Source organism: Vibrio sp. HA2012 (genome assembly GCF_002812955.1).
Classification (GTDB): domain Bacteria; phylum Pseudomonadota; class Gammaproteobacteria; order Enterobacterales; family Vibrionaceae; genus Vibrio.
Window position 1 is genome coordinate 73,685 of record NZ_PFXK01000003.1, and the last position, 23,708, is coordinate 97,392.

A 23,708-nucleotide genomic window follows, 5' to 3' on the forward strand; every position below is an offset into this window, starting at 1 on the left:
TACCAAGAAGCTGTTCGTCCATACCAGTAAACCATGATTATGTGACACAAATACTGCATTTTGATTTCGTTTTAATATTAAATTAATTTCCAAAAGAAACTTTAAAACAATCGAAATAAGCTGATATAGTAAAGATATACAGGGCTAAACTACAGATAAACAGGAACCGGAAATCCCCCGGAAGAAACGGTTAAATAGCTATGCTAAATCAAGATGAACGCCGCAATACCATTGTGCAGAAAGTCGTTACCGAAGGTGAAAAGAGTGTCGACGAATTATCCCGACTTTTTCAGGTTTCACTGCAAACCATTCGTGCAGACGTTCGCTTTCTAACCGAAAGAGGCAAGGTTTTTAGAACCCACGGTGGTGTCGCCGCTTTTCAACGGGAAAACGTAGAATATCATTCCCGTGAATTACATAACCGGGAAGGTAAAGAACGAATAGGCGCAGCCGTAGTTTCCCATTTATCCAAAGGAAGCCACTGCTTCTTGGGGACAGGTACTACGGTAGAGATGGTTACTCACGCATTAAATAAAGATATCACTCTTGATGTTTATACCAATAATCTCTATGCCGCTTCACACCTTTGTGATTACCCGAATATCAATATCACCATTGCCGGCGGTTTACTGCGTAAGAGAGACAGGGATATCATCGGCGGTGATGCTCTGAATTTTTTCCAACGTTATCGGGCACAAGTGGGTGTTGTATCCGTAGGCGGTATCGACGCTGAAGGCTACTTATATGATTACAAAGATAGTGAAGTGATGGCCAGAGAAGCATTATGTAAATACGCACAACTTACAATATTAGTCGTTGATAGCGGAAAAAAAGGCATCATCGCCAGTTGCCAAAATGGCCATATTCGCGACTTTAATTTAGTTGTAGCTGATTTTGCACCGACTGAAGAGATAGCTTCAGAGTTAAAGAAGAGTTCAACAATTTGGGAAACTGTCTGATTTACTGATTTTTCAGCACAAAATCCGATATGTTCAAATCGATCCTAACCTAAAAAGTTAACACGCCATTTTCAAGACGGTATTCAATCGAGGTCAATGCCTGCCGGAGTTTTTTATCATGACTGACCAATACCATAGGTAAGTCGACAGTAATTAATATATCGATAAGCATTTGGTAGTTTTGCTCATCAAGGCCGTTCGTAGGTTCGTCCAAAAGCAATACTTCTGGTTCCATCACCAAAATGGTCGCCAGAGAAACCAATCTTTTTTGCCCCCCGGATAACAGATGACTGACACTATGGGCAAGGTGTTCAATACCAAGCTTTCTTAAGGTCTGATATGCCAGTTCTTGCGCTTTTTCCTGGCTATGACCTTGATTAACCGGGCCAAAGCAGACATCCTCAATCACTGTTGGACAGAATAACTGGTCATCTGAATCCTGAAAAAGCAGCCCTATTCGGGTACGATACCTAGCAAAATCTTTTTCTGTTCTACAAGGCTGACCAAACAGTCTGACGTCACCTTTCACATTTTGTAACAAGCCTAACATCATCATTAAAAGGGTACTTTTCCCACTACCATTACTTCCTGTTATCGCTACTTTCTGACCTCTCACTAAACAGAAATCCAGTTGTTCAACACAGAATTGTCCATTTGATCGCTGATAGGACAACTTTCGGAGTTCAATCAATTTATCCATACCCCATTCCTCAGAAGTACACCGGTTTAGGCCAAATACCCATTAGATCCAATACCAAAAGAAATATGGAAATGAATACCCAGAAAAGAAAACGAAAATTCAGATACCGTACGGGCTCAGGATGAGCTATCACGGGAAAAATTCCCTGATATCCCCGACATTTCATAGCAAACCATATGCGATCTGCTCTTTCTAATGCGCGGACTAATAACATTCCAAATAAATAGCCATAACTACGCCAGTTATGCAACGTTGAACCATTACCAAATCCACGTGCACGCATTGCTATTCTGAGGCTGGACACTTCCTGTTGTATGACACTAATATACCGAATGCAAAACTGTAGTAGCAGAATTAATTTTATAGGCACCCTAAGAAGAGAAAGGGCCCTGGAAAGTTCCACCCCTGATGTTCCGCAATTCTGACTCATCATGACAATAGCGGAAATCGTCGCTTTAATAAAAACTTCCTGAGCTTTTAGTATACCAACTTCCGATAATACCAATCCTCCCAAATGCACCACTCGGTCATCAATAAACGAAAATGGCAACGGTATAATTGTCAGAACAACCATACTATCTACCAACATTAATCTTTTCAGACCAAAGAGTAAGCTCATTGGACTTTTTATCCATAAAATTAGCGCGATCAGGAAATATCCGATAAGTGAATAAATATGTCCGGATAAGACTATTGCGACGATCAAAGTAACAGCAAGAATAATCCTGAGATGAGCAGGAAGAGAATGAGCCTTCGTTTGCTTAACTAAGGTCACTAATGTCGCTTCCATTATACTTTTCCTGCCACCTTCCGGTTTCTGAATATAATTAACAAACCAAATAAACCTAGGATATAGCCAATTCCTCCCAGAATATCGTGCATACGTGTCTTCGCTTCATAACGATCTATTTTTTCCCTCAAAGGGCGTATTGCTTTAGTAATCGCTATCTGGAGATCTTGCTGACTTAACGATGAAGAACACTGATTTTCACCAGAAATCCGATTCTGGGGAGCAGAAGATGAAGTAACATCCTGAGAACCAGATTCATTTTCTATAAATTCACTTTTGTTCAGGTCATAAAAAGCGACATGTCCTTGCCCTCCATCTCCACGCACAGTATAGGTATCAGGAGTAATTGAGCCGAAACTAAACCAACCGCTTTCATCTGCCACGATAGAATGGAGAACTTCTTCACCTTTGATAAGGTCTATCTTCGCACCTGATGCCGGTGGACTCCCCCCACCAACAAAGTAAATTTCACCTTCAACCAGATTGCCTTCAAGGTAGACAGACATCCGGATCTGATGGGCACAAGCAAATAAGCTGATACACATACAAAGAAAAAATAAAATGACAGATCGAACTGTATATAAGACTGATTTATTCATAAGTATCTAACTCTTACTATTTCTGGCTATTTATCAGCTCAGGACGAATTTTCTTTAATAAATGGACAGAATACGCACATATAAAACCTTCCAGTAAAGCCACCGGAATATGCGCTACAATAACTAGAGAAGCACTGTTGAGGAAGACATCCCCAGATAAAGTCAAAGCCAGTGCAACCATGAGACTGGTCAAGAATACAGCACCAAATCCGGAGATAAATCCGACAACGTAGGAGGACCATCTGGAAAAATATGGCCGTATACACATTCCGATAATCACTGCCGGAACAGCAATATTAATCGTATTGACACCCAACACGACAATGCCACCGAAACCGAAAAAAACAGCCTGCAGTACGAGCCCTATTAGCACAACCGGGAATACTCCCCAACCAAGGAGTAATCCAATTAATCCATTAAAAATAAGATGAACACTTGATGGTCCTATTGGTATATGAATCAAAGAAGCAACAAAAAAGCAGGCAGCGAGTACGGCAGCCTGTGGAATTTTATCATCCGTCAATTGACGTAAACCAATGACAGAACCCACCAATGTGATCACAGCACCAGCAGCAAGAACAGGTACACTGAGTACCCCATCAACGATATGCAATTAATTATCCTCAACACGCTTTTATATTAATAGCTATTGATATTAATAAATCCGGGGGGATAATCATTCTGAGTGTTCCCGCCCAGATAACATATAATTGTTATCTGGTAGGATCTGACTTGTGACAACGGCCAAAATAACTCCGACGTCACTTACAGTTGCGGGTACAGTTTAGGATTTTCACCTAATTCACTTTATACCAGATAACGGGCTGGAGTCTCTCACACTGACTTCTGAAGTAATTTGACCTGTATCAATTTTACTAAAAGTCTCCCCTTATGCTATTCTTTCAAGAGTACAGATAACTATTCTGCCGTTCTTATATTTATGACCATACTGTCAGATATCCCGGTGCATAAGATCTTCCCCTGTAATTCACAGGGAAGAGATCTGTTTGTCGGAGATATTCATGGCCAATATGCTCTCCTAATCCACGCCCTGAAAGTCCTTCATTTTGATAAGTATCATGACCGGATTTTTTCCGTCGGCGATTTAACCGATCGTGGAATAGATTCACTACGCTGTCTGAAACTTGCCCGAGAAAAATGGTTTTTCCCCGTTTTAGGTAATCATGAAAGCTTTATTCTGGAAAAGTACGACAACGATATTTACAAGCAAAATGTATGGATTATGAATGGAGGAGAATGGTGGTTTTCATTATCCCGTGAAGAAAAAGCGTTAGCCCGGAATATCGTATCTTCCTGTTATAGCCTGACACTTTCAGTTACGGTCGGAAAGTTAGTTATCGGGCTGATACATGCCTCCTATCCTTTTTCCGTCTGGCCCCCCGATGAAAGAAACACCTCTGATGAATCCCTGCATGAAATGCTATGGGGACGCGATGATATTCTGAAAAACACCGGCCACCACATCAATCACACTGATCTCGTAATCTGTGGGCATACACCATTAGTGACTCCGCAACTGAAGCAAAATAAGCTATTTATAGATACCGGAGCCGCTTACAATAGCAGTAAATTTATTCCCGATCCTCGTCTGACACTCTGTGAACTTCAGGCGGAAACCATACTGATACATTCAATTAATATGCATGACGAAAAACATTACCACCTTCCGTTTAGCTAACAACAGACTGTTTTTTAACCCGGCTGACCATCTACCCGTGGTTGAGTCAGCATATGAGTTGCCATAAACAAATACAGAAGAAAGCTGAATAGCACAAACATATTATTCCCTATTAAAGTCATACTGGAAGGTAGCAACTCATAAGCTTGGGCAATATGCAAGATTTCCAGACCGAACATCAATAATATTGCCAGTCTGATAAGCCAGCTATTGGCGAGTCTTCTACCTGTATGTCTCTGACCAACTACCAGTAAAACCATCAGTATCGACAAAGATAACGCCCCCTTCATCACAGAAAATAATGATAAACCTGCATCAGGTATTCCCCATATATTCGATGTCCCAATCAAACAAAAACCAACCGCAACAAATAGGTAAACCGAATAAAGTGCCTGATAATAAAAATCCCGCCATGCCTTTTTCATATGCCAATCATTAAGGATATTTAAAATAGCAGCAGCACTGGCAAGGGAAAACCAACCACTGACCGTGCTAGAAGGCAATACAAAATCAGAAAGCAAATATAAGGCAATGACTCCAATAGCAAAATTCCTGCGCGGTGGTTTAGCAAAATGACGTTCATCTATAATTCCATACTTATCTAGTGCTAAGTTAACCACAACATTAGACATCCGACTAAAAACCGTCATATACATGACAAGAACAAGACCCAGGCAGACCTTCAGCCAAGATAGTATCACTTCAGGATGTTGAATATCCCAAAACAGACCCATAAGACTCTGAGCCCCAAGCAGCAACCATAACTGATAATAAAAAATCCGATGTCGACAGTGTTTCTTGTCCAGAACCGAGGGGGTTAAAGAGGCCAACAACATAACCAGATAGGCGATTCCAAAGAAAACGGACGGCAAAATTCCGCAATAGATATAAAACCACGAGAAAATGCGAGCAATACCCCAAACAACAATAAGTGTAAATAAACGACCAAACTGAACTTTTTCAGTGTTTGTCCAGGCAGGAAACGCTGTCAGTAAAAAACCAGAAAGGGCTGCCAGCCCGCTGCCAAACAAAAATTCGTACTGATACCAAACTAGGTTGAAACCATTAAACCCATCACGGTAAACAACATAACCAAAAATAAAATAATGTAAGCTAAGTAGCACCGTATAAATTGCAGCCACAAGAAAAAAAGGCCTGAAGCCACAGGCATAAACCGGTGAATTTTTATCCGATAATTTAAGCAGGCTAATCATTGTTTCCTCTGATCTGAAAAGCACGATTTACTACCTCTTTTTGAAGCAGATTCATAGCCGTGGTATACCAATATTCCTGCTGTCGTTCGGCTCTTGGTTTATCACACTGGTAGGTATATACCTGTCGACCCGGATTATCATCCAATACTAAGATCTGATCAGCCAACCTGACCGCTTCCATGATATCGTGAGTAATAAACAGAACCGTCAATTCCCGCTGTTCTATCTCATTAATCAGGAGAGAGTAAAGATCTTCTTTCAGGCCAATATCCAGAGCACTGAAGGGTTCATCCATCAGCAATAGCTCTGGCTTTACTGCGAATGAACGAGCCATTGCTACTCGTTGTTTCATCCCTCCACTCAGCTCATGCGGATACTTCTCAAGATCATCGTGCTCAAGACCAACTTCCATCGCCAATTCGGAAGCTATCAACTCTCTTTCCCTGTGGCAAACACCCAAAGCTTTCAGCCCCCAACCTATATTTTCTATCGTATTTTTCCAGGGCAACAGACGTGGCTCCTGAAACAATATAGCGGTAGTCATAAAGTCGTTAACAATGTCCCCCCCTTCCACTTCAATCAACCCAGAGATAAGATTCAGCAACGTTGATTTACCACAACCGGAACGACCTACAACCGCCATTACGGCTCCCTGCTGCAGTTCAATATTGATATCCTGTAATACGGTTTTTTGCTCAAAACTATGATTCAAATCTTTAATCATCAGTCGTTTAACATTATTCACGCCATCTCTCCACTCTACGCTTAATCGGTTCAAAAATGGCGTATTCCGCAATCAACAAGACAGACACAATCGCTACAATCCATGCCATTGTAGCCGCAGTATCGATATTTACCCGAGCCATGGCCAAACCCGCTCCCACACCACTGTTACTTGCCAGTAGTTCGGCCATAACCACAACTTTCCATGATGTTCCGAGAGCAGTCACCCAGGAAGGAAACAAATAAGAAAGGACATGGGGAAGATGTACATCATAAAAAGTAATCCAACGCGATGCTCCGAAGCTATGAGCCATCTGAGTTAAACTCTTATCCAGGGTTCTGGCGCCCTGAACACCAGCAATAAAAGTAATCGGCAGTGCCGTTACTGTAATAGTAAAAATAGGTGTACTATCATCAGCACCAAACCAGAGCATAGCCAGAACAATCCAGGCAATAGGTGGAATACCAATAAGTATGGTAATTAAAGGTCTTAGTGCCATAGATAATGTAACCGAAAGCCCAGCCATAATTCCTAGGAGGCTTCCAACCGTAATTGACAAGCCAAATCCTATCAATGCTCTGTAAGTCGTCACCCATAAAAACTCCAGCCCCTTACCGTGTATACACAGATCCAGCAACCGTGCCAGAGAGGTTTGCGGAGACGGAAGAATAAGATCTCCGTATAGCTGATTTCCATAATCCCAAAAAGCAAAAAAGACCAGAATACTGGCTAAAGCCCCAAATCCGCTCCACATATAATAAAAAGCAGCCCTAAGCCAACTCATCTGCCATCTATCCCTATTAATATGAGTGCTATAGAAAACACCCGTGATACGACTTCTGCTAACCCAAATAAAAACCGTCATCCGGCAGTTTCCCGCCAACAATTTCAGGATTCGATTCCGCCAGAATTGAAAAGAAGCTTTCTAACTCATGCTGAGCATCTTTCGCTCTGACTAAGTCTGAATTAGAAAAAGGGATAGACTGCTCAATAATAGGTGCTTTTAGCGGCATATAAGATTCACCAAGCCGGCCTGCGCTGGTCGGATTATTCACCACCCAATGAGTCGAACGTGCAAGCCCATTATTAAGGCGATTTGGTAAATCCGGAATCTCATCCAGTAATGCATCAGAAACCATCATCCCTGCCTGAGGGATGCGAGACGGCCCCCCCGTCACTTCTCCCCACGCATCCTGAAGATTGATAACCCGGGTCATTTTTTTAGATGACTTCATCCCTTTCAACAAAGCCGCCGTGCCGGAAGGTTCCGGTAATACCGCATGGTTGGCTCGCCCAGACAACAAAAGTTGCAACCCTTCAAACGGTGTCGCCACATAATTAAGACGATAATCTTGACCAACAACCATGCCTTTCTCTTTTGCTATGTGCTGAAAAACTAAATCAGGCATGTCCGCTTTAAAAGGCATAATAATGTCCTGACCTTTCAAATCTTCTATTCGCTTCACATGTTCATCAGCAGAAATAACATACAACAGCCCCCAAGCCATAATATTCATTAACCGGATCTTTAATCCCCGGTTATAAAGATTAGCAGCAACATAACTGGGGGTTGTTGCCAAATGCCAACGTCCACTAATAAAATTGGTTCGTAAAACATCCGGATCACGGTATACATTGAAATTCAGATTTTCTACCACTCCGGATAGCACATTTGTTTCCGCAGCATGAGCCAGAATCACCGAAGGTCCTGCTGGCGGACCATACATGGTCAGATCTTGCCGAATCGTTTTTCCTCCGGCAAAAGCGAAACCAGGAAACAGGCTACTACCAGCTACCGTTGCACCAACCAGTCCACAATCACGTAAAAACTGACGTCTTGTTTTACTCATTTCAAACTCTCCTTAAAAATTGGCTACTACGGCAACATAAATGCTGCGTTCAGGGGCTTCCGACAAAACCCGGTTACCTTCCAGTGGATATTTCGCCATTGAATCGAAATAGGATTCATCAGTCAGATTATTTACCCCGATTTTGATTCCATACCGATCAGACAACTGAGCGGATGCATAAAGATTAACCACGGTAAAATCATCCGTTTCACCCCCATCATAACCACTTCCACTGGTTGGGTCGGCATCAATGCTATCTTGGTCAGCCACATAACGAATCTGAGCACCTATATTCCAGGTTCCGCCCGTATTCAGATAATCGAAATAATCCAAAAACAGATTTGCCTCAAAGGGAGCAATATAATAGAGAGATCTATCGTCTGAAGTATTTTCTCCCCGGGTAATATCCAGAACCAGACGGGATGCCACCCTCTTCGTCAGATTAGTCTTAGCATCAATTTCAAAGCCAGACATTGTGGCATCAACATTACGCCAGATACGCGCATAGTCTGATACTCCAGTCACGGTTTGCCCTGTTGCACGATCTCGGGTAATAAAATCCTTAATATCATCGTAATAGAACCTAGTGTTAATACGCCACGCAAGATCTCTTCCCCGTGAGCGACCATACTCCACCCAATTCTGACTCGATGTTCCTACACCCGCTTCAAAGCGACGATGTTGTTCCCAACCGATTTCCGGATTACCCACAGCCCGTGCACTGGTTCCCATTGCAGACGCACTCACCCCCATATAGGAAGTAGCAGCAAAATAACGTTCTTGCGAATCTGGAGAGCGGAAGACGTTGGCTATGGATGCATAAGCACTCAAATCAGTTTGATCGGTAAAGCTCCACTCCAGTTTCCCACTGAAATGTCCCTCTTTTTGACTCAGATCAACATCCCCATAGTACGTCTGATAAAGATCAAATGCACTCATACTACCAGCACTCGGTGTATCAGTAGCTAACTCCGCCTTTGTGGCATCCGCCTCAACATATTTATAATTGATACCGAACGTTATCTGCTGCCGACCTGTAAGCGGATATTCTGCAGTTGCAGACAGAAGCCATTCATCCATCTCAACACCCGGATATTGATAAGCAGAAATACTGTCCAACCCAGCGGTTGTCGGACCACCGTAACGTTTTGCGTCATGTTCAATACGGTTATAATCTAGTGCGAGGTCTATCTCTGCTTCCGAAACATCAAGATTTGTACCCAACTTCAAACCTGACATCGTACGCTCAACTTTAGTTCTCTGACGCTTTTGCTCTTCCGTATCATTGCGCAAAGTGTAGTTATCCGCTTTTCTATCCAATCGAATAGAATACGCCTCAACATGCATATTTTTTATCGCTGACCCATTAATGTTTTCATCCCACATTAATTTGGTAACCTGACGATCCGTATCTACGGGATCCAGACCATATCCTTCTGCTACAGCTAACGAACCACTGCTATAGGACACAGCAGAAGCTTCTGGAACTTTATTATCTTTAATAATATCACGTAGATAAATCAGCTTAATATCCGTGCTTTTCCGTGGGGTCGCCCCAAGAAGCAACTGTCCAGCTTGCCGATCATAACCAAATCGAACCTCTTCACCAGAAGCTCCATCATAGCTACCAGCAGATTCATCAACAACCACTGCCCGACCATAAAGCTTACTCCCTTTAGCTCGTACATCAGCAAAAGTTTCATGTCCGTGAGTAGCGCTACTATATGACGTACCTATCAGAGTTTTCCTTGAAGTAGAATTCACAACCGTATCGATTGCCCCTTGGGGCTGATCTGCCTGAGCCTGAACTAACGGCATTTCACCACCGGGTTGATTTAAGTCATACAGAGGCATGACATCATAAGGAGCGGGTTTCGCGTGCGCAGACAGGCTAGGAATAAATTCTTCCGCCTGAACAACAGAAGCGGCAAACATCAATGCGGCCGAAACCGCAAGCGAAAATTTGCTTCTGGAAAGGTGCTTAGTCATGTTACGTCCCTTTATATACTCAATGTGTTTTTTTAATCGGAGTTGTATTGAGTAATCATGAATCCTGTCCCACATATAACCGACAAAATTAATGATAACAATTCTCATTATAATTCACAGAGTAACTGAACACGCTTGATAATAATCAAGGGACACAGTCGAGCGGTTTTAAAATTACTAATTTAATCAATAGGCTCTTTTGTATAAGTCAAAAGAGACATCTGATTTTCCATACATACTTTCGGTATCTCAATATCGGGTCGTACAGGTACGAAACCGGCACTTGTACTGAATAACTTCTGTGCTTCATCCGAAGTCAGGTAATGCGCAATTTTTCGGGCATCTTCTGAAAAACCATTTTTCAACAGCATAACCTGTGTGAGGTACAGCGCCCCTTCTTCAGGCCAGCAGACTCTGGCTTCATTATTTTTTGAGAACATGGCAAACGATAGAGGCAAGATACCAATATCGTATATTTTATCTGATACTGCACGGTTAACATCGATAGGAACACCCGAGAAATCGATACTCTCTACAAATTCTTTTCCTCTCTCACCTTTGGTCTGCATGAAGAAATGTTTTAGCAACACCGCCGGAGATGTTGAGTCATCTGTTGTCACTATCTTTCCTTTGAAACGTTCATCAAGGAGGTCATTCCAGCTACAAGGGGGGCTTTCCAGATCCTGATGATAAAGAATTACCAAAGGCATAATAAATAACGGCTTTAATACCCATGATTTATCCAGAACCTTTTTCCCTTGTAATTCCCGGCTAATTTCATATTGATAATCATGTTCAAACGCACTACTGTTAACAATCACGTCTTTATTCCAGTGATATTCTGGTCTGAGAGTAATCAAAACATCAGGTAATTCTTCATATTCTTGATTTTTTATTTTATCTAAATAATCCAAATCATCCATAGAACATTTTTTCGTTGAATTAAACACTTCGGAATCAGGACAAATTTCTTTTGCTTTTGTCATTATACTTCTGGAAATATTGACTGGCATAGAAATATAAATCTGGTTATTTTTCATATTGTTCACCCATGTTTTCTTTTAATAATTCTAATGTTTCTTCAGTCAGACTATTCCCGTTTCTCAGCCTTTCTCTGAATTCTTCAATAATTTTATCCATCTTAAGAAAGTAGTTCAGATGCTCCCTTTCAATCGCATCTGATATAATGAGTTTCGACATAGAACCATTTTTCATTATCACTCTCTTTTGAGCAGTTATGATAAGATTCGGGTCATGAGAAGCTATCAGAACCATTTTTCCTTCTGATGCAAGGATCTCAATCCCTTTTGTTTTATTAATACCCGCATTCTCTATCTCATCGACCAGAACAATAGGCGCATTACTTATCAACGCCGTATCTGCGATCATAAGAGCCCGTGATTGACCACCACTGAGCGAGGTAAGGTTAGAAGAAGCACTCAGAGGCTCTCCAGCTAAACTATTAGCCATATCAAGTACTCTTTGGGTAATTTTCGTATCTTTTATCCCCCTGCTTTTAGCATGCAAACAAATAAAACTTCCTACATCTAAATCCATCATAAAATGCATATTTTGTGAAAGAGAAGCAGTTATTGGCATATCCAGAGAATCAATTTCAGAACCATTAATAAGAACTTTTCTTCCTGAAGGAGAATCTCCGTTTGCCAGCTGTTCAAGATCAGAAAGAAGTAGACTTTTACCCGAACCTGTCGGACCAGCCAAAATAATAACATCACCTTTTTTGATAACTAATTCGTCCACGGACTCTTTGTTACCATGTTTATCTCTTCCGGATATGATCTTAATTTCTTCTATATTCATACTTCAATCACATCCATTTTAATTACATTTCCCATTTGATATTCCAGACCAATTCTAGTTTCACCTTCACAATAAGAACAAACGGCAGAAGGCATATCATGTCGTAGTTCCATACCATTAAGAGACTGGGTCGTATTTGCTTTCAGCACTAATCTTTTTAGATTTAATGCCCCCATTCCGGTCAATCCATTCAGTTCGATTGCTTTTGCGGTTGGGTTTACTTCTAATACATTACTTCTGAAAACTTCTCTTTCAGCCTGAGAAACCATATCCCCTTTAGTGATGACCACCACATCTGCTGTTGTCAGCATAGGACCAATTTTCTGTGGGGTATCTATACCACTAACACAATCGACAACAGCGATCGCCAAACAATTCTTTATTGCCGGAGCACAACGATGACAGAGTCCAGCGGTTTCAACCAAAGTAATATCGGCACTATTAAGCCGTCCAAAACGAAAAATTTCTTCTGCATTCACAGCACCATAGTGATCTGGACAGACATAGTCACTGATACCTACAACAACGGGAATATCTAATTTTTCCTTAAACAGTTGGCCATCAGATGTTTGATGACAATCAATTTTCCCAACAGCCACCCGAATATGATCCTGTTTCAGAAGTTTAATCAAGTGAATCAGTACCAGTGTTTTTCCAGACGATGGCGGCCCTGCAATTGTTATAAATTTCATATTGATTGGTTAGCCTCTTATGATTGCTCTTATTGATAATTAAGCCACACTCTGTTGTTCTCAGAATGCTGTGATATTGATAATTATTACCGATGAGGTGCTGAGAAAGGCTTGATTATTATCAATGACATCCGTACGCATGATCTCTGTAGCACTTCCATGCATTAGCGACAACTTAAATACAAATCGTAATAATTCTGCAATTTAATTTAGTTACAACTTGATCAATATTTATTCAGGAGAATATTACAATGAAGCGCTTGATCCCTCTGGCTTTTGCCTCACTAGTAACAATAAACACAGCCCACGCTGAATTTTCGTTGGATAGCCGTTACACCGATAATGACCATGATTTAATAGCAGATATTCCGACTGATGCTTCTAAATTAGTTGATCCAGATACACTAGTTTTTGCCTATACTCCCGTCGAAGATCCTGCTGTTTATGCCGATGTGTGGTCAGATTTTCTTGCTCATATGGAAAAAGTAACCGGTAAAAAAGTAAAATTCTTTCCGGTTCAGTCAAACGCTGCTCAAATTGAAGCTATGCGTGCCGGTCGCCTGCATGTTGCCGGATTCAATACAGGTTCGAATCCTCTTGCCGTTGCTTGTGCCGGTTTCCGTCCTTTCACCATGATGGCGGCAAAAGATGGCTCATTCGGTTATGAAATGGAGATAATTACTTACCCTGGCTCAGGAATTCATTCACCAAACGATCTCAAGGGTAAAAAACTGGCGTTTACCTCTCAGACATCTAATTCTGGTTTCAAAGCCCCTTCTGCCATCTTAAGAGCTGATTTTAATTTGCTTCCAGAACGAGATTTTGAACCAACATTTTCAGGAAAGCACGATAATTCAGTACTCGGCGTTGCAAATAAAGATTATCCTGCTGCTGCTGTTGCTAACTCGGTAATGAACCGAATGATTGCTCGTGATGTCGTTAAGTCAAGTCAAATCAAGTCTATCTATAAATCTCAGACATTCCCAACAACCGGTTATGGTGTGGCTTACAACCTTAAACCCGAACTTCAGGAAAAAATTAAAGAAGCATTTTTTTCTTACCAATGGGAAGGCAGTAAATTACAACAGGAATTTAAAACTGAAGGCCAGTTCCTGCCAATCTCATTCAAAGAGCACTGGGATGTCATCCGTAAAATTGATGCTGCGAACGGCGTATCATACAGCTGTAAATAGGAAAACGAGTGCTTAGAATTGAACATTTAAAAAAGCGTTATAAAACGGGGCCTTGGGTACTAAAAGAGATCAGTTTTTCAGTACCTGAAGGCCAGATTGTCGGACTTATCGGTCCAAGTGGGGCCGGTAAATCAACTCTGATCCGGTGTATAAACCGCTTAATCGATCCATCTGAGGGAGATATCTATCTGGAAAATATCCACCTTAGTCATCTATCTTCAGGGCAAATCCGAGCCCAACGACGCCATATAGGAATGATATTCCAAGAATATGCTCTGGTTGAGCGTCTTAGTGTTATGGAAAATGTCTTATCTGGACGACTTGGCTATCTTCCTTTCTGGAGAACTTTTCTACGCCGTTATCCAGAAAAAGATATCAACAATGCTTTTGAATATCTCAACCGGGTCAGTCTAACAGATCATGCTAACAAACGTGCTGATGAACTTTCCGGCGGACAACGCCAGCGTGTTGGAATTGCCAGAGCTTTAGCCCAAGATCCCCGATTACTGTTAATTGATGAACCAACAGCCAGCTTAGACCCCAAAACATCCCGACAAATTATGCGTCTTATACAGTCCATCTGCCGTGAAAAAGGTCTGCCGGCTATCGTCAATATTCATGATGTCCCTTTAGCAACACAATTCATGGATCGCATTATTGGTCTTCAGGGAGGAGAACTGGTATTCGACGGCAAACCAGATGAGCTGAACGAAGAAGTATTAACGAAAATTTACGGTGATGAAGATTGGCTGGCAGTGAAACATAATGATGATAGTGAGGATAATACCTAATGCAAATTTGGCAACGACCTCATTACCTCGTACCGGATAAACGCTGGCGCCTCTTTCTGTGGCTGCTATTTTTACTCTATTTATCTATTGGTGTAAGTAGTATCGATGTCAATTGGAACCGAGTCTATGAAGGTCTAGAACGTGGTTTACGTTTCCTCGAAGGATTTATCAGGCCGGATTTCACCACCAGAGCCAATGACATTTACGCAGGTATTCTAGAAAGCCTGACCATAACAGTAACGTCTACAGTAGCTGGCATCCTGCTATCACTCCCTTTTGGGATGGGAGCTGCCCGAAATATAGCCCCAAAACCGGTCTACCTGTTCTGTCGGGCGTTTATTGCCGTATCTCGTTCCATGCAGGAGATTATCGTCGCCATATTTCTTGTCGCTCTATTTGGGTTCGGATCTTTTGCCGGATTTCTGACTCTAACTTATGCAACTATTGGTTTTCTGGGTAAATTACTGGCCGAGGAGATCGAAGGCATTGATAAAAAACAGCTGGAAGCAATCATATCTACCGGTGCGTCTTGGCTGCAAAGAGTTCATATTGCTATCTGGCCCCAAGTCATGCCACGCATGATAGGACTGTCATTTTATCGGTTTGATATCAATTTCCGTGAATCGGCCGTCATTGGTATTGTAGGAGCCGGGGGCATAGGTGCAACATTAAATACAGCGATTGATCGCTATGAATACGACTCAGCCGGTGCTGTATTATTAATAATTATCCTAATTGTTATGGCATGTGAGTATCTTTCAGGATGGATTAGAAAATGGGTCAGTTAGATCAAAATCAACTATGGCACAGTAGGATTAACCGTAAGGCTTGGATAGTATGGGGAGGATGGTTTATAACCATTCTAATCACCACTTATTGCTGGACAGTTATGACCGAAGAAACTATGTGGGTCTTTGTTTATGATGCTCCGATTCAGGCTGCTGATTTACTCAGCAGGATGTTCCCTCCTAACTGGTTCTATATCAATAAACTCTACAAAGCATTATGGGATACGCTGAATATTGCAACACTAGGCACCCTTCTCGGTATTATTTTGGCTTTTCCCATTGCTTTTCTGGCCGCCAGAAATACCACACCATCAACTTTATTTATCCGCCCTGTTGCTCTTTTCATCATTGCTGCTTCACGGTCAATCAATTCACTGATTTGGGCATTACTACTTGTAGCAATTCTGGGGCCAGGCGTACTTGCCGGTATCATTGCAATAGGACTTCGCTCAATTGGATTTGTCGCGAAACTACTCTACGAAAGCATTGAAGAGATCAACCGTACAAGCGTTGAAGCAATAGAATCCACCGGTGCATCACGATTTCAGGTTATTAATTATGCGATTATTCCCCAGATTCTACCAACATTCTTAGGCATTGCTATTTTTCGCTGGGATGTCAATATTCGAGAGTCAACAATATTGGGTCTGGTAGGCGCTGGCGGTATCGGACTATTTTTGTCATCTTCCCTCAACATACTAGCTTGGCCACAAGTAACATTGATCATTTTGGTTATCCTATTAACAGTGATCATTTCTGAACTGTTATCCGCCAAAGTGAGAAGCCTGTTAATATAGACCTATTACTATGATTTTCCCGTAAATCGCTTAACGGGAAAATCATCTATCGTTACCTGGCTTTCTCGCCAAGCGGAGACCCTAAATCCAGCCAAGCAAAAGCCACCACACATAATCCAGCGGAAAAAGAAAAAATACAGTTATCGCAGTGAGCGGTAGAGTTACTTTAACCAGATTGATCAGTTTTTCCTGAGACAACTGCATGGCGACAACAAGAGGAGCCACCTGATAAGGAAAAATTGCCGTTGAAAATCCCAATACCTGAGTCATCAATACAGATGCTGTCGGTAAACCCGTCGCCTGTGCAAATTCAGAGGCAAGCGGCGAAAGAACAGCCGGTACACCCGGAATAGTCGTAACCAGCCCGGTAATGACTGACGTAAGAGAAAGAGCCATAAAACTGAGGAACGAACCAGAGGATGAGGATGGCAGAAGTTGACTAAACACTTCCCCCATATAACTACCGATACCGGATTCATTAACCAACATCCCCAGACCAAGTGCAGCGGAAACAAAAACTACCGTGCCAAAATCAACTGAGCCATTAAAAGACTTTGGTGCGACAACGCCTATCCCAGGCAAAAGCAGAATGATTGCCGCCACCAGACCAATCCATGCGGGATTAACTCCGTGAATACTGTCAGTTACCCAAAATAGAAGTGTTATACCAAGCAAAATTGCCAGCCTCTTCTGCAATTTCGGGTCAACGTTTGTCTCGGTATCTTCCGCAGAAGCGTGTGATCCGACCGCAATTTCATCCGGGAACATTTTCAGAACCAATACAACAATAAAAAAAGATTTAAGCACTCCAAGTACAGGAAAATGCAACAACAAATAATCTGTATAACTAAACTGAACGTCATAGAGTGTTTCACTTGCACCGGCAAGTATCATATTCGGTATATTAGCAGGCAATACCGCAAAACTCGGCAGATTACAGGAAAGAGCCAAAGCGACCGCAATACCGATACGACCATTAGCCCCTCTTTTAAATCCAACTTGCTCCCCTAACGCCATACCAATTGGAAGTAAAACGACTGCCCTTCCAACCGAAGATGGCATCACAAAGCCTAGTAAGGCAGCGCTGATCACCAGACCACCAATAAGTTTGGTATAACTTCCCGTCAGGTGAGGAGCGATCACTGACGCCATTCTTTTACCAAGACCAGTAGAAGAAATCGCAGATCCAATAACAAATCCGGATGTAATCAGCCAGACAGCCGTTGAACCAAAGCCTGAAAAAAGCAACGTGGGTTCTATCAATCTAAAAATCGCCGTCAAAGCGAAAAAAATAAGCCCGGCCAGAAAAGGGGGGACTAAACCAGTGCTCCAAAAAACAAGCGTGATCAACACCACTGCTGCACTATGTGAAAATTGAGCACTTTGCCCTGAGAAAGGGACAAAAGCAACAAAAGTAGCCACCACAATCGCAACAATAAGCACACTCTGTTTTATACTAAACCTAAATCCGGTTGCCATATTACTTCCTTACCTTACCTGAATAAATCTACCTGGCTGCCTAAGTGTAGTTCACCACCCCATATGGTGTCAGATGATAACCATTAACAGAGAGTAATGTTTCTAAATCAGAATCATGAGAGAAAATAACAAATGCACAATTACTCACCTGTTGTACTTCTTCAATACAACTAACTATCTCATTTCTAATCATACAATCCAACGCTGATGTGGGTTCATCAGCCACAATAACACTAGGTTCAAATAACAACGCCCGGACTAATAGTAATCGTTGCAACTCGCCACCACTTAAACTATCCGGCTTACGTGCCAAAAAATCATCACTATACTCCAGATGGACTTTATTTAACCAAAAATCCATTTTCTCTCTAACGACAGGTTTTCGGCTAAGCTTCATGGGTTCAGCTAAAATATCAAAAAGAGAATAATGAGCTGCACACGCCATAGACGGAAACTGGGATAAATAAAAACATTTTCCTTTTCGGGTTAAGATGCAATCATCCGGTTCCTTTAGCCATCCAGATAAAATCTTTGCTAACGTTGACTTTCCAGAACCACTTTTTCCGTAGATTAAAAGCCGATCCCCTTGTTTTATGTTGAGAGAAAAATCATGAAACAACTCTCGATTATGATAACTAATATTTAAGTTTTCTACAGAAAGAATCACTTCAGAAAAAGAGTGACCGCGTCTTTCATACCGTTCCAACCTAGATGATTTTTCATTATTCACCTGCAAAAAATCACCTGATGAAATAACACCAGAAGAGATATAGACAACGGTATCAGCTAAACTGTTAGCAAACTTAGAATCATGAGTAACTAAAATAAGAGTCGTATCTTTTTTTATTTTCCTGAGAGTCTGGGTGATCACCGATTTAGTATATTCATCAAGTGATGCCGTTGGCTCATCCAGAAGCAACAATTTGGGTTTACCAATCAGAACTAAAGCTAATAAGACTCTCTGAATCTCACCACCACTAAGGTTTTTCGAGTAACGGAATAATATATCTTTAGAAATATCAAGAGATAACATAAGTTCGGAAATAGATTCTGAGATAAAATCAGTTTTATGCTTAGAGTCCTTGTTCAGCAGAATTATCGCTTCCTGGAGGTGCTGTTCCACCGTCATATGTGGATTAAGGTTGTCACCAAGACCTTGCGGCAACCAGCCTACATGAGGATCATGTTTCTTATGTTCAGGGACCTTGCCAAATACTCTTATTTCCCCCGTGTAGTCATTCTCTTCCACACCGGCTATCATATTTAGTAACGTTGTCTTTCCTGAACCACTTTTGCCTAAAATAGCCACGCATTCAGAAACTGCTACCGATAGATTAATCTGCTTCAAAATAGGGGAACCATCTTTACTCAGACTAAAGTTTTTTATCTCAACGGCAGGAATGCACATTTCCTCTATCTGATTATTATTCATAATCTGCATACCCCATAATTTCAGGAAAATAAAGTTCAAGCATAGTTAATTTTTCGTTCTACCAGAATAAGTCAGCAAAATAACCAGCATACTGATACCAACTACTGGACCACAAATCAGCCACCAAAAAACCTGATGATGTATCTGCTGTTGTGCTTCCATCAGCAGAGTTCCCCAAGTCAAGAGCCTTGGATCGGTTAATCCAAGAAAAGAGAGACCCGCTACTATAATTACTGAATGTCGGGCATTTTGTAAAAAAAGCATCAGGATAACAGGCTGCAATGGCGGGAAAATATAATTAATTAAGAGATAAAACCTGCTTGCACCAAAACTCATACAGGTTAATATTGCATCACTCTGCTTGATTTTATAAAGTGATGCTTTAAGAACTTTATAATCATCAGCCCAGTTCAAAAAACTGATCAGTAACACTGTCGATATAAAACTTGTTTCTAATATTCCGGAAAATACAATTAGTATGAGCAAAGAAGGAAGCAAAAGAAAAATATCAATAAATTTTGATATAATACGATCAATCCAACCTCCGGACCAAACACTGGTAACGGACAGAATTAATCCAATTATAACAGGTAAAATACCACACATAAGAGATATTAATAGCGTATAAGGTAATGCTGAAAGCAACTTGAATAACACATCTTGCCCCATCGCATCTGTACCTAAAAAATGTAAATAGGATGGAGCACTTAGAACATCCGTAGACATTGAAATATCAGGCCAACCTGAGAAATACAAGAAAAAAGATAAAAAAGCTAAAAATATCAATACTTTCATGGGAAAATTCATTACTATCCCCTTTCCGACATTTTTGCACTAATTATATCTATCACTGTATTCAACAATAAAATAACACATCCAATTACAAATAATGTGCCTTGCACTAAGGCATAGTCTCTATTATTAATAGCTTCAATAAGAATCCCTCCAGTTCCAGGATAAGAGAAAACAATCTCAACAAAAATCGTTGATGTAATAACACCAGGAATAGTTGAACTTAATCTTGATAATATTTCAGGCAATGCACTTGGAAAAATCCAATATCGGATAAGATGAAAGCCTTTAATACCTCTCTGTATAGCAAAAAAAACGAACGGCCTATTTTTTATCTGTATCGACAAACCATAGCTTAAATAAAAATATCTGAAACTACCAAGAACAACCAAACTAAGAACAGGTAATATTGCATGATGGATAATGTCAATAACATCAATAGTTCCATCAATCCGAGCTAATAAACTCATTGCCCCACCATCACTTGGGAACCACTGCAAATAAAAACCAAAATAACTAAGTAATAGTAAAGCGATGACATAACCGGGAATGCTACTTAAAATAGTAACTAGCATATATATTGTTCTAGACATATGCCGTTCACTCTTTAATCCTATATAAATGCCAGAAAGAGAACCAATAATTATTGATATAGGTAAAGAAATAACAACAAGTAATAAACTCCAAAACAAGGATGAAGCTATAATCGACGTTACTGACGCCGAATGGATATAAGAATATCCCAAATCTCCTGAAAGTACTTTTTTAGCCCAGGAAATAAACTGATCGAATATCGAATATTGCAAACCAAGTCTATTCAACATGCTACTATAAGCATCTTGATTCATTTCAAGGCCTACATCAGTGTTAAATAGAATATCTACTTGATTACCAGGAAGAAGCCTTATTAAGACAAAACAAAAAATCAACAATAAAAACAAAGCTATTATATTATCAAAGATAAGCACAATAGTTTTTTTATTTTTTTTAACTTCAGACATAAATTATTTTTTCAGAAACAATGCCAGCTTATTAAAAATCATAGGAATACCTGTAGCTATTCCACCTTCCGTATAATTAACAGAAATACCTTTTCTTACAGCACTATAGTTATAGGGGTTGACCAACGGATAAGAAGGTAGATCTTCATTATATATCTGTTCAGCCTTAAGCATAAGTTTATTACTGGCTTTTTTATCATCAGAAAATCTTAATTTTTCAAGAATACTATTTAAATCCGGATTTGAATAATAATGATCACCGGTTTTTTGCTTGCCATGTAGCATAATTCTGAAACGATCATAATCACCCTGATGGCTCTGAGTTAATAAAGCCAGATCAAACTCATTTTTGCTTAACCTCTCTTGTAAAGACGCATCCGGCATCAATTTCAGGCTAACAGGGAAACCAATATCATTCAAATTCTTAGATACGATTTTGCTCAATAATTCAGCTTGTGTTGATGCGACTAGAGACAAAGAAATCAGCGTATTATTTTTATCGTACCAATGATCATCTTCTTTTTTATGCAGACCAGCATCTATCAATAATTTTGTTGCTTGTTCCAGATTAAAAGCATATTCATTTAGTCCATCAATGTTTCCTGTTGGATAAAATCCAGGACGAGCTACTTCAGCATGTCCCTCGTAAGCTAAATCGACTAATAATTTTTTATCCATTGAATAAGCAAGTGCTTGCCTAAACTTTTTATTACTTAACAAACCAGAATGATTGAATAATATCCGATACGGGTGATTAGAAAGCGAACTTATAACATCCACATTGTTACTATTAAACTTATCTATGTAACCATAAGGAATGTTTATTATATCAATATCTCCTTTTTTAATCGCATTCACCGCTGATTGCATGGATAATTTAGTAATTATAATGTCTTTGTATATTGATTTTCCCATGTACCAATCATCGTTTCTTTCCAGATGATAAATACCTTGATTTTTATTATATAGTTTAACTTTATATGGTCCACTACCAACTAGATTCGCATGATCCTTTATATACACAGGATCACCAATATGATCATACACATGCTTAGGAAGAATAGGAAGCACCCCTGCGACTCTTTCCATGAAGAATGCATCGACTTCTTTAGTACAAATATCAAGGGTGCCATTTTTATTTGATATATGGCTGATGTTAGTCAAATCTGCAAACTGATAAAAATGTTTCTGCATATAGTGAAAGGTGAATACCACATCTTCTCCTGTCACTTTCTTACCATCATGCCATTTTGCATCATGATTCATCGACAACTGATAGCAATGCTTATCAGATAGCTGATTCCATTCGGTAGCAAGCATAGGGACCAGATTTCCTTCGGTATTTTTCCAGACGAGTGTGTCGTATATAAAACTGGTGTAGACATAACCCGGCCCCTTCGGACTATGAAGATAAGGGGCCAAATACCCCCAGTCGCCCTTTTCATCTGCAATGATTAAACGTTCATTATCGGTAACCGGTTTGGCCTGTAAAACAGAACTTACAAGAGCGATGCCTAGCATAAACCAATATTTCATCATTTCTTTTACCTGCTAATATTTCCAACATAGATTAAACATTCCCATGGAATATTTTCTTCATTAATTAATGACTTACTCATCTCCAGTGTTGTCGATATCACTTGCTGTTTATCTTTAAATCCGGCATGCAACACGATTGATAACTGTGTGTCTGCCGGGTAAATATTCAATAATTTATCAATTAACTGATTTAAATTCAGTCGCATGGTAAAAAGCACCAGAACATCCGACGGAGGTGTATGCATCTGATCCAGAACTTTAATGCTGGTCAGCATTAAAGTATTTACCCCTTTTCCCAATACAGACTGACCAATAACTCCATTTGCTGCATTAAAGCTGGATATTCCCGGTATGATGACAGGCTCAAGGTCAGAAAACTCCTTTAAATACCCGACTTGTGGCCCAAACATAAGCGGATCACCAAATTCAACCAGTACAACATTCAATCCCTGCTCAACCGCAGCGCGGATGAGCAGCCGATACTCATTTTCCAGAGCCAGAATCTCTTCTTCCGAATTATTGTCATGCCGGGCAAGTTCAGTAAAAAGACCATGTCCTGCATCCAGAATACGAGCGTTTTCTGGCACATATTCTTTTATTTGTTCAACAACAAATGACATAGCGATCAGTACATCGGCCTGTTTAATCGTATTCACCGCCCGCAGAGTCATGTTATCTGCATCTCCAATACCTGCGCTGACCAGAAAAAACTGCCCCTTAGCATTTATCTGTACATTTGTCTGACTCACTTTTCACCTCGTAAAGATAGCAATAATATAACACAGAAATAAAATGATACTTATTATCATTTGTGGGATTTTATAGTATTCTGTTTCCTCTAAAGAGGGTTTAACAGTAA

General features: G+C 40.5%; 24 protein-coding genes and 1 riboswitch. Of the genes, 6 read left to right on the forward strand and 18 right to left on the reverse strand.

Annotation, left to right across the window (positions count from 1 at the left end):
* Positions 1 to 200 precede the first annotated feature (200 nt).
* Positions 201 to 959: a DeoR/GlpR family DNA-binding transcription regulator gene (locus CSW98_RS06590; RefSeq protein ID WP_100799673.1), complete on the forward strand. Its 759-nt coding sequence runs from the start codon at positions 201 to 203 to the stop codon at positions 957 to 959.
* Positions 960 to 1,008: 49 nt separating this feature from the next.
* Here CSW98_RS06590 and CSW98_RS06595 read toward each other — a convergent pair whose 3' ends face one another.
* The 4 genes from CSW98_RS06595 to cbiM are packed head-to-tail and all read right to left on the reverse strand — an operon-like array spanning position 1,009 to position 3,661.
* On the reverse strand, positions 1,009 to 1,659 hold the full coding sequence (locus tag CSW98_RS06595) for an energy-coupling factor ABC transporter ATP-binding protein (RefSeq protein WP_100799674.1): 651 nt from the start codon (positions 1,657 to 1,659) through the stop codon (positions 1,009 to 1,011).
* A gap of 10 nt (positions 1,660 to 1,669) precedes the next feature.
* A complete protein-coding gene (locus CSW98_RS06600; RefSeq protein ID WP_100799675.1) occupies positions 1,670 to 2,449 on the reverse strand; it encodes an energy-coupling factor transporter transmembrane component T family protein in 780 nt (259 codons plus the stop codon).
* Complete coding sequence (locus CSW98_RS06605) at positions 2,449 to 3,048, reverse strand: NikL family nickel/cobalt ECF transporter subunit (RefSeq protein WP_100799676.1); 600 nt, start codon at positions 3,046 to 3,048, stop codon at positions 2,449 to 2,451. Before CSW98_RS06605 ends, CSW98_RS06600 begins: the two co-directional genes overlap by 1 nt.
* Positions 3,049 to 3,064: 16 nt before the next feature.
* Positions 3,065 to 3,661, reverse strand: a complete 597-nt coding sequence (gene cbiM, locus CSW98_RS06610) for a cobalt transporter CbiM (RefSeq protein WP_100799677.1) — start codon at positions 3,659 to 3,661, stop codon at positions 3,065 to 3,067.
* An 89-nt stretch (positions 3,662 to 3,750) separates the two neighbouring features.
* Positions 3,751 to 3,880, reverse strand: a riboswitch (cobalamin riboswitch).
* 132 nt (positions 3,881 to 4,012) lie between these two features.
* Here cbiM and CSW98_RS06615 point away from each other — a divergent pair.
* The gene (locus CSW98_RS06615) at positions 4,013 to 4,747 is read left to right on the forward strand and encodes a metallophosphoesterase (protein WP_232733486.1); all 735 of its coding nucleotides are present in this window, start codon (positions 4,013 to 4,015) and stop codon (positions 4,745 to 4,747) included.
* Positions 4,748 to 4,761: 14 nt separating this feature from the next.
* Here the strand turns inward: CSW98_RS06615 and CSW98_RS06620 are convergent, their stop codons facing one another.
* The 8 genes from CSW98_RS06620 to CSW98_RS06655 all read right to left on the reverse strand — a co-directional run bounded on the left by CSW98_RS06620 (position 4,762) and on the right by CSW98_RS06655 (position 13,037).
* Positions 4,762 to 5,961, reverse strand: a complete 1,200-nt coding sequence (locus CSW98_RS06620) for an NnrS family protein (RefSeq protein ID WP_100799679.1) — start codon at positions 5,959 to 5,961, stop codon at positions 4,762 to 4,764.
* Entirely contained in the window at positions 5,954 to 6,706 is a 753-nt protein-coding gene (locus tag CSW98_RS06625) for an ABC transporter ATP-binding protein (RefSeq protein WP_100799680.1), read from the reverse strand. The genes CSW98_RS06620 and CSW98_RS06625 overlap by 8 nt, the downstream gene beginning before the upstream one ends.
* Positions 6,699 to 7,469 (reverse strand): ABC transporter permease, encoded by a 771-nt coding sequence (locus CSW98_RS06630; RefSeq protein WP_100799681.1) that lies wholly within the window; start codon positions 7,467 to 7,469, stop codon positions 6,699 to 6,701. The genes CSW98_RS06625 and CSW98_RS06630 overlap by 8 nt, the downstream gene beginning before the upstream one ends.
* Before the next feature lie 58 nt (positions 7,470 to 7,527).
* Positions 7,528 to 8,535 (reverse strand): twin-arginine translocation signal domain-containing protein, encoded by a 1,008-nt coding sequence (locus tag CSW98_RS06635; RefSeq protein WP_100799682.1) that lies wholly within the window; start codon positions 8,533 to 8,535, stop codon positions 7,528 to 7,530.
* 12 nt (positions 8,536 to 8,547) lie between these two features.
* Entirely contained in the window at positions 8,548 to 10,524 is a 1,977-nt protein-coding gene (locus tag CSW98_RS06640; protein WP_100799683.1) for a TonB-dependent receptor domain-containing protein, read from the reverse strand.
* Positions 10,525 to 10,706: 182 nt separating this feature from the next.
* Positions 10,707 to 11,564, reverse strand: coding sequence for an ABC transporter substrate-binding protein (locus tag CSW98_RS06645; RefSeq protein WP_100799684.1), 858 nt, complete (start codon positions 11,562 to 11,564; stop codon positions 10,707 to 10,709).
* Entirely contained in the window at positions 11,554 to 12,345 is a 792-nt protein-coding gene (locus tag CSW98_RS06650) for an ATP-binding cassette domain-containing protein (protein WP_100799685.1), read from the reverse strand. Before CSW98_RS06650 ends, CSW98_RS06645 begins: the two co-directional genes overlap by 11 nt.
* Positions 12,342 to 13,037, reverse strand: a complete 696-nt coding sequence (locus CSW98_RS06655; protein WP_100799686.1) for a GTP-binding protein — start codon at positions 13,035 to 13,037, stop codon at positions 12,342 to 12,344. The genes CSW98_RS06650 and CSW98_RS06655 overlap by 4 nt, the downstream gene beginning before the upstream one ends.
* Before the next feature lie 251 nt (positions 13,038 to 13,288).
* Between CSW98_RS06655 and phnD the strand changes: the two genes are divergently transcribed.
* The 4 genes from phnD to phnE (CSW98_RS06675) are packed head-to-tail and all read left to right on the forward strand — an operon-like array spanning position 13,289 to position 16,606.
* The gene (phnD, locus tag CSW98_RS06660) at positions 13,289 to 14,230 is read left to right on the forward strand and encodes a phosphate/phosphite/phosphonate ABC transporter substrate-binding protein (protein WP_100799687.1); all 942 of its coding nucleotides are present in this window, start codon (positions 13,289 to 13,291) and stop codon (positions 14,228 to 14,230) included.
* Positions 14,231 to 14,238: 8 nt separating this feature from the next.
* A complete protein-coding gene (phnC, locus tag CSW98_RS06665) occupies positions 14,239 to 15,021 on the forward strand; it encodes a phosphonate ABC transporter ATP-binding protein (RefSeq protein WP_100799688.1) in 783 nt (260 codons plus the stop codon).
* Positions 15,021 to 15,809 carry a phosphonate ABC transporter, permease protein PhnE gene (phnE, locus tag CSW98_RS06670; RefSeq protein ID WP_100799689.1) on the forward strand — a complete coding sequence of 263 codons (789 nt, stop codon included), beginning with the start codon at positions 15,021 to 15,023 and terminating at the stop codon, positions 15,807 to 15,809. The genes phnC and phnE (CSW98_RS06670) overlap by 1 nt, the downstream gene beginning before the upstream one ends.
* Entirely contained in the window at positions 15,797 to 16,606 is an 810-nt protein-coding gene (gene phnE, locus CSW98_RS06675) for a phosphonate ABC transporter, permease protein PhnE (RefSeq protein WP_100799690.1), read from the forward strand. Before phnE (CSW98_RS06670) ends, phnE (CSW98_RS06675) begins: the two co-directional genes overlap by 13 nt.
* 81 nt (positions 16,607 to 16,687) lie before the next feature.
* On the opposite strand, the gene CSW98_RS06680 is transcribed toward phnE (CSW98_RS06675), so the two are convergent.
* Genes CSW98_RS06680 through CSW98_RS06705 form a run of 6 tightly spaced genes read right to left on the reverse strand, consistent with a single transcriptional unit; the run spans position 16,688 to position 23,598 of the window.
* On the reverse strand, positions 16,688 to 18,085 hold the full coding sequence (locus CSW98_RS06680) for an SLC13 family permease (RefSeq protein ID WP_100799691.1): 1,398 nt from the start codon (positions 18,083 to 18,085) through the stop codon (positions 16,688 to 16,690).
* A 40-nt stretch (positions 18,086 to 18,125) separates the two neighbouring features.
* Positions 18,126 to 19,517 (reverse strand): ABC transporter ATP-binding protein, encoded by a 1,392-nt coding sequence (locus CSW98_RS06685; protein WP_198517297.1) that lies wholly within the window; start codon positions 19,515 to 19,517, stop codon positions 18,126 to 18,128.
* 45 nt (positions 19,518 to 19,562) lie between these two features.
* Positions 19,563 to 20,324 (reverse strand): ABC transporter permease, encoded by a 762-nt coding sequence (locus CSW98_RS06690; protein ID WP_100799693.1) that lies wholly within the window; start codon positions 20,322 to 20,324, stop codon positions 19,563 to 19,565.
* Positions 20,325 to 20,326: 2 nt separating this feature from the next.
* Positions 20,327 to 21,310, reverse strand: coding sequence for an ABC transporter permease (locus CSW98_RS06695; protein ID WP_100799694.1), 984 nt, complete (start codon positions 21,308 to 21,310; stop codon positions 20,327 to 20,329).
* 3 nt (positions 21,311 to 21,313) lie between these two features.
* Positions 21,314 to 22,849 (reverse strand): ABC transporter substrate-binding protein, encoded by a 1,536-nt coding sequence (locus CSW98_RS06700; RefSeq protein WP_100799695.1) that lies wholly within the window; start codon positions 22,847 to 22,849, stop codon positions 21,314 to 21,316.
* A 5-nt stretch (positions 22,850 to 22,854) separates the two neighbouring features.
* A complete protein-coding gene (locus CSW98_RS06705) occupies positions 22,855 to 23,598 on the reverse strand; it encodes an SAM-dependent methyltransferase (RefSeq protein ID WP_100799696.1) in 744 nt (247 codons plus the stop codon).
* Positions 23,599 to 23,708: the final 110 nt, after the last annotated feature.

Bases quoted from the DNA above. Each gene is read 5' to 3' on its own strand.
- CSW98_RS06590 (WP_100799673.1), top strand. From the start codon at position 201: ATGCTAAATCAAGATGAACGCCGCAATACCATTGTGCAGAAAGTCGTT.
- CSW98_RS06595 (WP_100799674.1), bottom strand. From the start codon at position 1,659: ATGGATAAATTGATTGAACTCCGAAAGTTGTCCTATCAGCGATCAAAT.
- CSW98_RS06600 (WP_100799675.1), bottom strand. From the start codon at position 2,449: ATGGAAGCGACATTAGTGACCTTAGTTAAGCAAACGAAGGCTCATTCT.
- CSW98_RS06605 (WP_100799676.1), bottom strand. From the start codon at position 3,048: ATGAATAAATCAGTCTTATATACAGTTCGATCTGTCATTTTATTTTTT.
- CSW98_RS06620 (WP_100799679.1), bottom strand. From the start codon at position 5,961: ATGATTAGCCTGCTTAAATTATCGGATAAAAATTCACCGGTTTATGCC.
- CSW98_RS06630 (WP_100799681.1), bottom strand. From the start codon at position 7,469: ATGAGTTGGCTTAGGGCTGCTTTTTATTATATGTGGAGCGGATTTGGG.
- CSW98_RS06635 (WP_100799682.1), bottom strand. From the start codon at position 8,535: ATGAGTAAAACAAGACGTCAGTTTTTACGTGATTGTGGACTGGTTGGT.
- CSW98_RS06640 (WP_100799683.1), bottom strand. From the start codon at position 10,524: ATGACTAAGCACCTTTCCAGAAGCAAATTTTCGCTTGCGGTTTCGGCC.
- CSW98_RS06645 (WP_100799684.1), bottom strand. From the start codon at position 11,564: ATGAAAAATAACCAGATTTATATTTCTATGCCAGTCAATATTTCCAGA.
- CSW98_RS06650 (WP_100799685.1), bottom strand. From the start codon at position 12,345: ATGAATATAGAAGAAATTAAGATCATATCCGGAAGAGATAAACATGGT.
- CSW98_RS06655 (WP_100799686.1), bottom strand. From the start codon at position 13,037: ATGAAATTTATAACAATTGCAGGGCCGCCATCGTCTGGAAAAACACTG.
- phnD (WP_100799687.1), top strand. From the start codon at position 13,289: ATGAAGCGCTTGATCCCTCTGGCTTTTGCCTCACTAGTAACAATAAAC.
- phnE (WP_100799689.1), top strand. From the start codon at position 15,021: ATGCAAATTTGGCAACGACCTCATTACCTCGTACCGGATAAACGCTGG.
- phnE (WP_100799690.1), top strand. From the start codon at position 15,797: ATGGGTCAGTTAGATCAAAATCAACTATGGCACAGTAGGATTAACCGT.
- CSW98_RS06680 (WP_100799691.1), bottom strand. From the start codon at position 18,085: ATGGCAACCGGATTTAGGTTTAGTATAAAACAGAGTGTGCTTATTGTT.
- CSW98_RS06685 (WP_198517297.1), bottom strand. From the start codon at position 19,517: ATGAATAATAATCAGATAGAGGAAATGTGCATTCCTGCCGTTGAGATA.
- CSW98_RS06690 (WP_100799693.1), bottom strand. From the start codon at position 20,324: ATGAATTTTCCCATGAAAGTATTGATATTTTTAGCTTTTTTATCTTTT.
- CSW98_RS06695 (WP_100799694.1), bottom strand. From the start codon at position 21,310: ATGTCTGAAGTTAAAAAAAATAAAAAAACTATTGTGCTTATCTTTGAT.
- CSW98_RS06700 (WP_100799695.1), bottom strand. From the start codon at position 22,849: ATGATGAAATATTGGTTTATGCTAGGCATCGCTCTTGTAAGTTCTGTT.